The following is a 13,216-nucleotide window of genomic DNA, read 5'->3' as shown; positions in this document are numbered from 1 at the left end:
TCGCCGGTGCGACGCGCCCGGGTAGAATCGCTCCTCGTGACTCCTGAAGACCTCGCCTCCGCCCTGCACGCCATCGTCGTTCCGATCGTCGAACGACGACGCGAGGCGGCGGGCATCACCGACGAGGTCGCGGTGTCGGTCGACGACGTGGTGCTGGAGCGTCCGAAGAACCGCGATCACGGCGACTGGGCCTGCAACATCGCGATGAAGCTCGCGAAGCGGGTGGGTGCGAACCCGCGCGAGCTCGCGCAGGAGTTCGCCGACGCGCTCGTGCAGGTCGACGGCGTCGCCTCGGTCGAGGTCGCCGGACCCGGGTTCATCAACGTGCGCCTCGACGCCGCTGCCGCGGGTGCGCTCGCGAAGGTGATCGTCGACGCCGGCGACGCGTTCGGCCGCAACGACAGCCTCGCCGGCCAGACCATCAACATCGAGTTCGTCTCAGCCAACCCGACCGGCCCGCTCCACATCGGCCACACACGCTGGGCCGCGCTCGGCGACTCCCTGGCGCGCGTCCTGAGCGCGTCCGGCGCGACGCTCGTCAGCGAGTACTACATCAACGACGCCGGCAACCAGATGGACACCTTCGCGGACTCGATCCTCGCCGCGGCCAAGGGGGAGCCGACGCCTGAGGGCGGCTACCCCGGGGCGTACATCGGCGACCTCGCGAAGACAGTGCTGGCCGAGATCCCCGACCTCCTCGAGCGTCCGGACGCCCGCGAGGTCGCGCGGGAACGCGCCTACGCCCTGCAGCTCGGTGAGATCCGCGCGTCCCTCGAGCGCTTCAACGTCCACTTCGACGTCTGGTTCAGCGAGCGCACGCTCCACGCGACGGGCGAGGACGGCACGAGCCTCATCGACCAGGCCGTGGACCGGTTGCGCGAGCAGGGGCACGTGTTCGACGAGGAGGGCGCCGTCTGGGTGCGCACGACCGACTTCGGCGACGACAAGAACCGCGTCATCCGTCGCTCCAACGGCGTATACACCTACTTCGCCGCCGACGCCGCGTACTACCTGAACAAGGGCGACCGCGGCTTCCAGCACAAGATCTACCTGCTCGGCGCCGACCACCACGGCTACGTCCACCGGCTGAAGGCCCTCGCGGGTGCGGCCGGAGACGATCCGGACCGCGACATCGAGGTGCTCATCGGGCAGCTCGTGAGCGTGAACGGCGCCCGACTCTCCAAGCGGGCCGGCAACATCATCGAGCTGGACGACCTGCAGGCCTGGATCGGGACGGACGCCCTGCGGTACTCGCTCGGTCGCTACCCGGCCGATTCGCCGTTGGCCCTCGACCCGGAGCAGCTCCGCAGTCGGACGAACGACAACCCCGTCTTCTACGTCCAGTACGCGCACGCCCGCACGAACTCGGTGGCGCGCAACGCCGCATCCGCCGGGGTCGACCGCAGCGCCTTCGCACCGGAGCTGCTCGTCCACGAGACGGAGTCGGCGCTCCTCGGCGTCCTCCAGGAGTTCCCGCGGATCGTCGCGCAGGCCGCACAGCTGCGCGAGCCGCACCGCGTCGCCCGGCACCTGGAGGAGACCGCGAGCCTGTACCACAAGTGGTACGACAGCTGCCGGGTCGTCCCGATGGGTGAGGAGCCGGTCACCGACCTGCACCGCACGCGCCTCTGGCTGAACGACGCGACCGGCACTGTCATCCGCAACGGGCTGGCGCTCCTCGGCGTCTCCGCGCCGGAGCGTATGTAGCTTCCCCGCAGCAGGAGATCCGCGCGAGCGCAGGACGGTTCCTCGGGAACGGTCCTGCGCTCGCGCCGTCCTCCGGTGTGCGCTGTCCGTGCGGCGAGTCCTTCGGTAGCGTGACAGGATGCGCAGCCTCACCTCCCGCCCATCCCTCGTCGTCGTCGTGATCGCGGCGGCCCTGTCGCTCGCCGGCTGTGTCGGCCAGGGCTCGGGCGTTCCCGGCACTGCGACGCCGAGCGCGACCTCCGCGTCGGCCGCGGACCTCCGAGCGTTCGCACCGTTCGGGACGGAAGGGTCCGGCGTCTCGATCCGCCTGCAGTTCCCCGACGGCCTGCACGCCGGCAGCGTCGGCACCATGGACTACCTCCAGAACATCGTCTCGCCTCCGGTGCAGTGCGCGCCGTTCGAGATCGAGCTCGAGGAGGTGGGCGCAAGCATGCTGCAGATCGACGGGGCACTCTCCGTCGTCGTCCGGGGCGAGGGCGGGAAGACGGTCGCGCCGGCCTTCGTCATCCCCGGTGACCCGGTTCGTGCGGCGTTCACCTCCCCGGAGGTCCTGACGAAGAGTTCCTTGGAAGACTCGAACCTCACCGAGCTGGAAGGGTTCACGCTGGCTGCCTTGTACCCCACTTCGGCTGCCGACTGGGAGCGATTCAGCGGCAGGGTGCTCGACATGCCGGAGGTCGAGCTCGACCAGGCCTGCTGACGCGTCCACGGAGACGACGGTTCGCTACCCTCGGAACATGAGTGAGCAGCAACCGTCGGGTAAGCGCAGGCGTCCCTGGCTTCCGATCGTCATCGTCGTCGGGGTGCTCGTCATCCTGGTCGGCGCGTTCCTGATCGCCGACACGATCGTGCGCGGCGTCGCCGAGGAGCGCGTCGCGACGCAGATCGAGCAGAGTCTGCCCGACAACGTCGACGCCGACGTGGCCGTGTCGATCGGCGGTGCCTCGGTCATCGCCCAGTACCTCGCCGGAACGTTCGAGCACGTCGACCTGCGTGCACCGGACGCGAGCGTCGACGGCGTCCCGCTGGACCTCCGCGTCAGTGCCGACCGGGTCCCCCTCGACCCGGAGCAGACCATCGGTCGGGTGGTGGCGACCATCAGGATCGACGCTGCCGGAGCGGCGGACCTCGCCAAGACGGCCGGGCTCCCGGGTACGCTCACCCTCGGCGACGACGAGATCGGGTACGCGGGTGAGGCGACCGTCCTCGGGTTCACGATCCCGTACGACTTCTCCGTGGCGCCGACCACCACGGCCGACCGCGTGAACCTCATGCCGACGTCCGTGAACGTCGACACCGGCCTCCTCGGCGTCATCGACCTACGGGCGCTCGTGACCGGCTTCCTGCAGGGCGAGCCGCCGAGCATCTGCGTCGCCCAGTACCTGCCGGAGGGGGTCGACCTCGACGGACTCGCGGTGACGCCGGAGGCGGCGACCGCCACCCTGACCTCGACGACGCTCCGGCTCGACGAGGCGTCGCTGCAGACGCTCGGCAGCTGCGACTGAACCTCGCCCCTCCACCCGGCGGCGGAGGGGAGCGGGCCACCCGACGTCACGATGCTGCACGGGCACGCACGTCTCGCTAGACTTTCCACACACCCACTGCTCCGACCGGGCGGTGAGGTGTGCCGTCGGGCCTTGCGGCCCGTGTTCCACCTCAGTCGTTCCAACCGAGCGACGATGGATGCGGACGACCGGGATCACCAACCACCGGGCCGTACGCATCCACCTTCTTCGGTGCTCTGCAAATCGGTGCTTCAGGGGCCAAACCGGGTCCGCTCGCCCAACGAGAACCTCCTTTTCCGCTCAACAGGACTCAGGACACCCCCGTGGCCAGAAACCCCCTCGCCCCCGACTGGCTCGCCGAGCCCGTCGATCCGAACGCGCTCGATCCAGCCGTGTGGCCGGCGTCGGCCGCCCGCGACACCGACGGCCTCCTGCAGCTCGGCGGCGTCGACGTCCGCACGCTCCAGGAACGCTTCGGCACGCCGCTCTACGTCGTCGACGAGGACGACGCCCGGGCCCGCGCCCGCACGCTGCGAGAGGCGTTCGAGCGTGAGGCGGCCGCCCGCGGCACGAGTGTCGCCGTCTACTACGCGGGGAAGGCGTTCCTCTCGGCCGAGGTCGCGCGCTGGATGACGGCGGAGGGCCTCCGCATCGACATCTGCAGCGGCGGAGAACTCGCCGTCGCACTCGCCGCCGGGACCGATCCGGCCCAGCTGGGCTTCCACGGCAACAACAAGTCGGTCGCGGAGATCGAGCGAGCCGTGGGCGTCGGGATCGGCGCGATCGTGCTCGACAGCCTCACCGAGATCGACCGTGTGGCCGCGGCGGCCGAGCGCGCCGGCCGGGTCCAGTCGGTGCGCCTGCGCGTGAACAGCGGCGTCCACGCCCACACGCACGAGTACCTCGCGACCGCCCACGAGGACCAGAAGTTCGGCCTGCCGCTCGAGGACGCCGCCGCCGCCGTCGCGCGCATCCGGTCCCACGCCTCGCTCGACTTCCTCGGACTCCACTGCCACATCGGCTCCCAGATCTTCGGGTCCGACGGGTTCGCCGAATCCGCCGCCCGGCTGCTCGCCGTCCACGCCCGCCTGCTCGAGGGCGGCCCCGTGCCCGAGCTCAACCTCGGTGGCGGCTTCGGCATCGCCTACACCAGCGCCGACGACCCGACGCCGATCGAGCAGCTCGCGGCGGACATCCTCGCCGGTGTCCAGGCGGCGGCAGACCTCCACGGCGTCCGGATCCCGAAGCTCGCCTTCGAACCGGGACGCGCGATCATCGGCGGCGCCGGCATCACGCTCTACGAGGTCGGCACGATCAAGGACGTCGTCGTCGCCTGGAACGACGAGGGCGAGACGGCCGTCCGACGCTACGTCAGCGTCGACGGCGGGATGAGCGACAACGCCCGGCCGTCGCTGTACGGCGCGGACTACACGGTCCGGATCGCCGATCGGGTGAGCGACGCGTCCCCCGCGCTCGTCCGGATCGCCGGCAAACACTGCGAGTCGGGCGACATCGTCGTGAACGCCGACTACCTGCCAGCCGACGTCCGCGACGGCGACCTCCTGGCCGTCCCCGCGACCGGTGCCTACTGCTGGTCCCTCGCGAGCAACTACAACTACCTCGGTCGCCCGGCCGTCGTCGCCGTGTCGGGTGGCGCGGCCCGCGTCATCGTGCGGGGCGAGACCGAGCACGACCTCCTCAGCCGCGATGCGGGATTGGACACGGAATGATCGAATACCGCGGACTGAAGGTCGCCCTCCTGGGCGCTGGATCGGTGGGCTCGCAGGTGGCGCGTCTGCTGCTCGAGCATGCCGACGAACTGGCGTCCCGAGCCGGAGCGAGCCTCGAGCTCATCGGCATCGCCGTGCGCGACGTCGACGCACCTCGCGACGTCGACCTGCCGAAGGAGCTGTACACGACCGATGCCGAGCAGCTCATCCTGAGCGCCGACATCGTGATCGAGCTCATCGGCGGCATCGAGCCGGCGCGCAGCCACATCCTGCAGGCCATCAACGCCGGTGCCGACATCGTCACCGCCAACAAGGCGCTGCTCGCGACGCACGGCCCAGAACTGTTCGACGCCGCCGAGCAGGTCGGCGCCCAGCTGTACTACGAGGCGGCCGTCGCCGCGGCGATCCCGATCATCCGACCCCTGCGGGAGAGCCTCGCGGGCGACCGCATCAACCGGGTGCTCGGCATCGTCAACGGCAGCACGAACTACATGCTCGACCGGATGGACCGCTTCGGCGACACGATGGAGGACGCGGCAGCCGTCGCGAGCGAGCTCGGCTACCTCGAGGCCGACCCGACGCTCGACGTCGAGGGCTACGACGCGGCGCAGAAGGCGACCATCCTGGCGAGTCTCGCCTTCCACACCACCGTCCCCGTCGAGGCCGTCCACCGTGAGGGCATCACCGGGATCACGAAGGCGCAGGTCGACCTCGCCCGCAGCGAGGGCTACGTCATCAAGTTGCTCGCGATCGCCGAGCGCATCGTCGACGAGACCACCGGCGAGGAGGGCCTGTCCGCCCGCGTCTACCCGGCGCTCATCGGTCGGGAGCACCCACTCGCCGCAGTGCACGGCGGCAACAACGCCGTGTTCGTGGAGGCCGAGAACGCCGGGAGCCTGATGTTCTACGGCGCCGGCGCCGGTGGCAAGGAGACCGCATCCGCGGTGCTCGGCGACCTCGTCTCGGCGGCCCGCCGTCACGTCGCCGGCGGCCCCGGTGTCGGCGAGTCCACGCACGCCGACCTGCCGGTCCTCGAGATCGGCCGCGTCACGACGCGATACCAGGTCACCCTCGAGGTGGCCGACGAACCCGGCGTGCTCGCCGCGGTCGCGGGGATCCTCAGCGACGGCGGCGTCTCGGTCGAGACCTTCCAGCAGTCCGTGGCCTCCTCGGACGGGACGCTGTCGACCGCTACCCTGGTCATCGGCACCCACCGGGCGCTCGAATCGGCCCTCGCGGCCACGGTCGAGCAGCTCGCCTCGAACGCCCACGTCGAGCGGGTCGTGTCCGTGCTCCGGGTCGAAGGAGCCGAGTAGGTGCCGAACCGCACGACCACCGACCGCGTCGCTCGCCGACCTCTCACCAGATTGCAGGCATCCCTATGAGTCACACCGAACCGCTTGCGATCGGACGCACCGTCACCGTGAAGGTGCCGGCGACCACCGCCAACCTCGGCCCCGGCTTCGACACGCTCGGTCTGGCGCTCGCGCTGTACGACGAGCTGACCGTCACGGTCCGCGAGGAGCCGGGCGTGTTCGTGGAGGTCATCGGCGTCGGCGCCGGCGAGGTGCCGACCGACGCGTCGAACCTCGTGATCACCGCGATCGCGCATGCTCTGCGTGCCTACGGCCACGACCTCCCCGGCCTCGACGTCGTCGCTCGGAACGTCATCCCGCACGGCCGCGGCCTCGGTTCCTCGGGCGCCGCGATCGTCTCCGGCATCATGGCGGCGAAGGGGCTCCTCGAGGGTCGGGTCGAGCTCGGTCCGGACGACCTCCTCAGGCTCGCGACGGAGATGGAGGGTCACCCCGACAACGTCGCTCCGGCGCTGTTCGGCGGTCTGACGATCGCGTGGACGACGGAAGACGGTCCGCAGCACAAGAAGCTCATCGTGCACCGCGGGGTCTCGCCGCTCGTGCTCGTCCCCGAGCACACGATGTCCACGGAACTCGCCCGCAGCCTGCAGCCCGCCAACGTGCCGCACGCCGACGCGGCGTTCAACGTCTCGCGATCGGCGCTCCTCGTCGCCGCGCTCACGCAGAGCCCAGAGCTCCTGCTCGCGGCCACCGAGGACCGCCTCCACCAGAGCTACCGCGCCGCAGCGATGCCCGAGACGAACACCCTCATCACGCTGCTGCGCGAGCACGGCTTCGCCGCCGTCGTGTCCGGCGCCGGTCCGTCGATCCTCGTGCTCGCAGACGATCCCGGACGACGCCTCGAAGCCACTGCACTGGTCGCCGAGCACGCCACCACCCCGTGGCAGTCGCTCATGCTCGCGGTCGACTTCAAGGGTGCTACAGTGGGAGGGCACCCGGCCCATCCCGCCTCTTCGGCGTAACCGGCTTCCGGGGCAATTCCGCACAATCATCGCTTTCGCACCAATTGATCGCGTCTGTTCGGGTCCCACCGTGTTTCCATCCTGCTGAGCAGCGCTCCGCCGGGTCGTCGCACCGGGCTATCCGCACAGGCTCTGCGTCGTGTGAACATCACCCACCCGCCGCACAGGATTCCGGTGCGATCGCCGCCTGCGCGAGACAGCTCTGTCTCGACGCAAGGGAAGGAAGACACACGTGACAGACGTCAACGAAGGCGCCTCAGGCGTCTCGCTGGATGCCGACCCGAAGACGCTCAAGGTCGCCGACCTGCAGCGTCTCGCCGCCGCTCTCGGAGTGGCCGGAGCCTCGAAGCTCCGCAAGGGCGAGCTGGTCGAAGCCATCCAGACCATCCAGAACAGCACCGACACCGACACCGACGCCGCGGCCACCGAGACCGCCGACGTCATCGAGTCGGTCTCCGCGCTCGAAGTCGCGCCGGAGGCACCGGTGCAATCCAAGCTGCCCGAGCTCGACCTCGCGCTCGACCAGGCCTTCGGTGCCGAGAAGGCGGCCCCGCCGGCGCGACGCAAGTCCCGCCGGGCCACGACGGCCACCGTCGCCCCGAACGCGACCCCGATCGTCGGCGCCCCCGTCGTCGAGGCACCGGCTGCGCCGGGTGCCGCTCCCGCCCCGGTCGAGGCCGAGGCGCCGTCCGCTGCCGCCGACGCGGCTCCCACCGAGCAGCCCGATGACGCCGCCACGACCGCTGAGTCGCAGAGCGCCGAGGAGACGACCCCCGAGCAGACGCCGAGGCGTTCGCGCGGCAACCGTCGTGGTCGCGGACGCGATCGCGACCGCAACGCCGACGACGCCGAGCAGAACACGGCTGAGCAGGGCGCCGGCGAGCAGGCCGGCGGCGAGCAGAACCGCGCCGCCCAGAACGCCTCCGAGCAGGACTCGAACGACGACGCCGCGAACACGGACGCCGACGACACCCAGGACGGCGAGCAGCAGGACGGCCAGTCGTCCGGCGGACGTCGCGGTCGCGGCCGTGGCCGTAACCAGAACAACGGTGGCCAGAACAACGGCAACCAGAACAACGGTGGACAGAACGCCGACGCCGGCCAGAAGGCCGACGCCAAGCAGGAGCAGCAGGGGCAGAACCGCGGCAACCAGGGCGGTCAGGGCAACCAGGGTCCCCAGGGTGACGAGTCCGAGGGTCGTGGCGGCCGCAGCCGCTACCGCGACCGCAAGCGTCGCGGATCCGTGCAGAACGACGACGTCGAGCCCGAGATCGCCGAGGACGACGTCCTCATCCCGGTCGCCGGCATCCTCGACGTCCTCGACAACTACGCCTTCGTGCGCACCTCCGGCTACCTCCCGGGCACCAACGACGTCTACGTCTCCCTCGGCCAGGTGAAGAAGTACCACCTGCGCAAGGGCGACGCCGTCGTCGGGGCCATCCGTCAGCCGCGCGACAACGACAGCAGCAGCCGCCAGAAGTACAACGCGATCGTCAAGGTCGACTCCGTCAACGGCCTGTCCGTCGACGAGGCCGGCGCCCGCGTCGAGTTCGGCAAGCTGACCCCGCTGTACCCGCAGGAGCGCCTCCGTCTCGAGACGGAGCAGACGAAGCTCACGCAGCGCATCATCGACCTCGTCGCACCGATCGGCAAGGGCCAGCGCGGCCTGATCGTCGCCCCGCCGAAGGCCGGGAAGACCATCGTCCTGCAGCAGATCGCCAACGCGATCTCGATCAACAACCCTGAGGTCCACCTCATGGTCGTGCTGGTAGACGAGCGTCCCGAAGAGGTCACCGACATGCAGCGCACGGTGAAGGGTGAGGTCATCGCCTCTACCTTCGACCGTCCGGCCGAGGACCACACGACGGTCGCCGAACTCGCGATCGAGCGCGCCAAGCGTCTCGTCGAACTCGGCCACGACGTCGTCGTGCTGCTCGACTCGATCACGCGTCTCGGTCGTGCCTACAACCTGGCCGCACCCGCATCGGGTCGGATCCTCTCCGGTGGTGTCGACGCCGCGGCGCTGTACCCGCCGAAGCGCTTCTTCGGTGCCGCTCGCAACATCGAGAACGGCGGATCCCTCACGATCCTCGCGACCGCGCTCGTCGAGACCGGTTCCAAGATGGACGAGGTCATCTTCGAGGAGTTCAAGGGCACCGGCAACTCGGAGCTCCGGCTCTCGCGCCAGCTCGCCGACAAGCGGATCTTCCCGGCCGTGGACGTCAACGCGTCCTCGACCCGCCGCGAGGAGATGCTGCTCGCCCCCGACGAGGTCAAGGTCACCTGGAAGCTGCGTCGTGCCCTCGCCGGCCTCGACCAGCAGCAGGCCCTCGAGGTCGTCCTCGGCAAGCTGAAGGAGACCACGTCCAACGTGGAGTTCCTCGTCCAGATGCAGAAGTCGATGCCCGCACCGACCTCGCACAGCCACGGACACGAGAACAACCACCGCTAGCGGTCCCGACCGACCCCATCCGTACCCGCGCCGCACCGGCATCGGGAACGGGTGGGGTCGGTCCTGTTTCGCCCCCGGTGCCGCATGATGGTGATGAAGGAAGAGAACGATGTTCGAATCAGTTGAGACGCTCGTCGCCGAGCACAAGGATCTCCAGGATCAGCTCGCCGACCCGGCTGTCCACGCCGACCCCGCGCGGTCGAAGAAGATCAACCGCCGCTACGCCGAGCTGTCGAAGATCATCGCGGCCTACCACACCTGGCAGGCGACGCAGGAGGACCTCGACGCCGCTCGCGAGCTCGCCAAGGAGGACGAGGCGTTCGCGGAGGAGGTGCCGGTGCTCGAAGAGCTGCTGGTGACCAACCAGGAGAAGCTCCGCCGGCTGCTCATCCCGCGCGACCCCGACGACGGCCGCGACGTCATCATGGAGATCAAGGGTGGCGAGGGTGGCGCCGAGAGCGCGCTCTTCGCCGCCGACCTGCTCCGGATGTACTTGCACTACGCGGAGTCCAAGGGGTGGAAGACCGAGCTCCTCGAACGCACCGAGAGCGACCTCGGCGGCTACAAGGACGTCCAGGTGGCGATCAAGTCGAACGCGACCGACCCGTCGCAGGGTGTCTGGGCGCACCTCAAGTACGAGGGCGGCGTGCACCGCGTGCAGCGCGTCCCGGCCACCGAGTCCCAGGGCCGCATCCACACCTCCACCACGGGTGTCCTCGTCTTCCCCGAGGTCGATGAGCCGGAGGAGGTCGAGATCAGCCAGAACGACCTGAAGATCGACGTCTACCGGTCGAGCGGCCCCGGCGGTCAGTCGGTCAACACCACGGACTCCGCGGTGCGCATCACCCACATGCCGACCGGCATCGTGGTGTCGATGCAGAACGAGAAGAGCCAGCTGCAGAACCGCGAGGCCGGTATGCGCGTGCTCCGCGCCCGCATCCTCGCGCGTCAGCAGGAGGAGCAGGCCGCTCTCGACAGCGCTGCCCGCAAGACGCAGATCCGTACGATGGACCGTTCCGAGCGCATCCGCACCTACAACTTCCCCGAGAACCGCATCGCCGACCACCGGACCGGGTACAAGGCCTACAACCTCGACGGCGTCATGAACGGCGCGCTCGGCCCGATCATCGAGTCGGCGATCACCGCCGATGAGGAGGCGCGCCTGGCCGACATCGGCGACCAGGACTAGGACTCGAGAGCGCAGTCGTGGTCGTCATTCCTCTCGGATGACGACCACGACTGCGCTTTCGTCGTTCAGCCGATGCGCAGTCGCTTCGTCGCGACCTTGTCGGCGAAGAACCGGTCGTGGCTGACCACGACGATGGCGCCGGGGAAGTGCACGAGTGCGCGCTCCATCACCTGCGTGCTCGCGAGGTCCAGGTGGTTCGTCGGCTCGTCGAGGAGGAGCACCGACGCTCCGGAGAGCAGGCACTGGGCCATGGCGACGCGGGCGCGCTGCCCACCCGAGAGCATGCCGATCTTCTGCTTGAGGTCGGCGTCGGAGAACTGGAACATGCCGAGGAAGCGGTTCACCGACTTCTTCGTCGCCGCGAAGGCGAGGCTGTCGGGCATGGCGCCGACGGCGTGCGCGACCGTGTCGGTGAGGTCCAGCTCGTCGACCATCTGGTTGTAGGACGCGTAACGGACCCCGCCGGTCCAGGTGACGTGACCGGCGTCGGGGCGTTCGTCGCCCTCGAGGATCCGGAGGAACGTGGACTTGCCCGCGCCGTTCGGTCCGTGGACGACGATGCGCTCGCGGCGGCCGATCTCGAGGTCGAGTCCGTCGAACAGCGTGTGCTCGCCGTAGGCCTTCGTGAGCCCCTGGATCCGGCAGAGCGTGTCCTTGATGTGCAGGCCGCCATAGATGTCGGTGATGATGTCGTCGACCGGACGCGGCGGTCTTGCCTTCTTGATCTTCGCCAGCTGCGAGGAGAGGTCCTTCTTCCCGGCGGCCTTGGCCGCCTCGCGACGGTCCGAGATACCCTCGGCCTCGAAAGCGAGCAGCTCGGACTCGTGGACGAACTGCGCCTCGAGGCTTTTGAGCCGGAACTGCTTCTGGACGACGTACTCGTCGAAGCTGCCGGGGTACTCGTGGAGGTGGAAGTTCTCGACCTCGACGATGCGCGTGACCACGGCGTCGAGGAAGGTCCGGTCGTGCGAGACGACGATCGCCGCGCCGCGGAACGAACCGAACCAGGATTCGAGCCACTCGACCCCCGCGACGTCGAGGAAGTTCGTCGGCTCGTCGAGGAGCAGGACGTCCGGGCGCTCGAGGAGGATCTTCGCGAGCGCCGCGCGGTTGCGCCAACCACCGGAGAGCGAGTCGATGGGGAGCACGCGGCGCGCGGCATCGAAGCCGAGCGTGGTGAGGGCGGTGTCGATGTGGCGCTGGTAGTCCCAGCCGTCCTGGCGCTCCATCTCCTCGAAGAGCTCGGCCTGCCGTTCGATGAGCTTCGTCATCCCGTCGAGGTCGTTCGGGTCGGCGGCGATCGCGGCGTCGATGGATGCGAGTTCCGCCTCGATGGCGTGGATGTGACCGAAGAGTCCTTCGAGGACCTCGGTGATGGTGGCGCTGCCGTCGAGCTCCGAGAACTGCGAGAAGTACCCGATCCGCGTCCCGTCCTCGATGGTCACGGCGCCCGAGTCCGGCTGGAGCTGGTCGAGCGCGAGCTTCAGGAGGGTGGACTTGCCGGAGCCGTTCCGGCCGATGAGCCCGACCCGGTCGCCCGGCTCGAGCCGGAAGAAGACGTCGCGGAGCACCGGGCGCTCCTCGAACCGGACGGTGACGTCGTGCAGGCGGATGAGACTCATGGGGACCTCTCGAGGAGCGGGGATGCGGGTGGGATGCGGGAGATGGTCGTCCGGGGGAGGCGTGGACGACGGGTCGCCTCACCTCGCCTCGCGCGGATCAGATGTGGTACTCGGGATCGAGCAACGCGAGACCGTGCGCGCCGCTCCCGCGCGGGCGCTCGACCGCGGGGACGCCGAGCAGCAGGCTGCGGGGTGGGCACGCCTTGGTGACGACGGCGTTCGCGCCGACGATGGTCCCCGCACCGATCAGGATGGGCCCGAGGATCTTCGCCCCGGCACCGACGGCGACGCCGTCACCGATGGTCGGGTGGCGCTTGCCGACGCCGCGGCTCTTCCCGCCGAGGGTCACGCCGTGGAAGATCATGACGTCGTCGCCCACCTCGGCCGTCTCGCCGATGACGACGCCCATGCCGTGGTCGATGAAGAACCGCCTGCCGATCCGGGCCCCGGGGTGGATCTCGATCCCGGTGAGGAACCGGGTGAACTGGGAGCCGAACCGGGCGAGGGTGCGGAAGCCGCGCCGCCACAGGCGATGGTGCAGCCGGTACGCCCAGACGGCGTGCAGACCGGAGTAGCTGAGCGCGATCTCGATGGTGCCGCGGGCCGCCGGATCGTGTGCGCGTGCGGCACCGACGTCCTCGCGGACCCGCGACAGCATTCCCATGCGTCGAGC

At 69.7% G+C, this 13,216-nt stretch carries 10 protein-coding genes; 8 read left to right on the top strand and 2 right to left on the bottom strand.

Annotated features, from left to right (window positions below):
- Positions 1 to 36: 36 nt before the first annotated feature.
- From B9Y95_RS15870 to prfA, 8 genes are all read left to right on the top strand, one after another.
- Complete coding sequence (locus B9Y95_RS15870) at positions 37 to 1,707, top strand: arginine--tRNA ligase (RefSeq protein WP_064295369.1); 1,671 nt, start codon at positions 37 to 39, stop codon at positions 1,705 to 1,707.
- 118 nt (positions 1,708 to 1,825) lie between these two features.
- Positions 1,826 to 2,407: a hypothetical protein gene (locus B9Y95_RS15865; RefSeq protein ID WP_085513269.1), complete on the top strand. Its 582-nt coding sequence runs from the start codon at positions 1,826 to 1,828 to the stop codon at positions 2,405 to 2,407.
- A 37-nt stretch (positions 2,408 to 2,444) separates the two neighbouring features.
- Entirely contained in the window at positions 2,445 to 3,212 is a 768-nt protein-coding gene (locus B9Y95_RS15860) for an LmeA family phospholipid-binding protein (protein WP_085513266.1), read from the top strand.
- A gap of 323 nt (positions 3,213 to 3,535) precedes the next feature.
- Positions 3,536 to 4,942 carry a diaminopimelate decarboxylase gene (gene lysA, locus B9Y95_RS15855; RefSeq protein WP_085513263.1) on the top strand — a complete coding sequence of 469 codons (1,407 nt, stop codon included), beginning with the start codon at positions 3,536 to 3,538 and terminating at the stop codon, positions 4,940 to 4,942.
- Positions 4,939 to 6,258: a homoserine dehydrogenase gene (locus tag B9Y95_RS15850; RefSeq protein ID WP_079002763.1), complete on the top strand. Its 1,320-nt coding sequence runs from the start codon at positions 4,939 to 4,941 to the stop codon at positions 6,256 to 6,258. Before lysA ends, B9Y95_RS15850 begins: the two co-directional genes overlap by 4 nt.
- A gap of 65 nt (positions 6,259 to 6,323) precedes the next feature.
- The gene (thrB, locus tag B9Y95_RS15845) at positions 6,324 to 7,280 is read left to right on the top strand and encodes a homoserine kinase (RefSeq protein WP_085513261.1); all 957 of its coding nucleotides are present in this window, start codon (positions 6,324 to 6,326) and stop codon (positions 7,278 to 7,280) included.
- 232 nt (positions 7,281 to 7,512) lie between these two features.
- Positions 7,513 to 9,732 carry a transcription termination factor Rho gene (gene rho / locus B9Y95_RS15840; protein ID WP_085513258.1) on the top strand — a complete coding sequence of 740 codons (2,220 nt, stop codon included), beginning with the start codon at positions 7,513 to 7,515 and terminating at the stop codon, positions 9,730 to 9,732.
- A 109-nt stretch (positions 9,733 to 9,841) separates the two neighbouring features.
- Positions 9,842 to 10,921: a peptide chain release factor 1 gene (gene prfA / locus B9Y95_RS15835; RefSeq protein ID WP_085513256.1), complete on the top strand. Its 1,080-nt coding sequence runs from the start codon at positions 9,842 to 9,844 to the stop codon at positions 10,919 to 10,921.
- A 65-nt stretch (positions 10,922 to 10,986) separates the two neighbouring features.
- On the opposite strand, the gene B9Y95_RS15830 is transcribed toward prfA, so the two are convergent.
- Positions 10,987 to 12,543 carry an ABC-F family ATP-binding cassette domain-containing protein gene (locus B9Y95_RS15830; protein ID WP_085513254.1) on the bottom strand — a complete coding sequence of 519 codons (1,557 nt, stop codon included), beginning with the start codon at positions 12,541 to 12,543 and terminating at the stop codon, positions 10,987 to 10,989.
- 97 nt (positions 12,544 to 12,640) lie between these two features.
- Positions 12,641 to 13,207, bottom strand: a complete 567-nt coding sequence (epsC, locus tag B9Y95_RS15825; protein WP_085513252.1) for a serine O-acetyltransferase EpsC — start codon at positions 13,205 to 13,207, stop codon at positions 12,641 to 12,643.
- Positions 13,208 to 13,216: the final 9 nt, after the last annotated feature.

Source organism: Plantibacter flavus, from assembly GCF_900177615.1.
GTDB classification, from domain to species: Bacteria; Actinomycetota; Actinomycetes; order Actinomycetales; family Microbacteriaceae; genus Plantibacter; species Plantibacter flavus.
The sequence above is the reverse complement of the archived record's forward strand: the minus strand, read 5'-3'. Positions and strand labels throughout refer to the sequence as shown.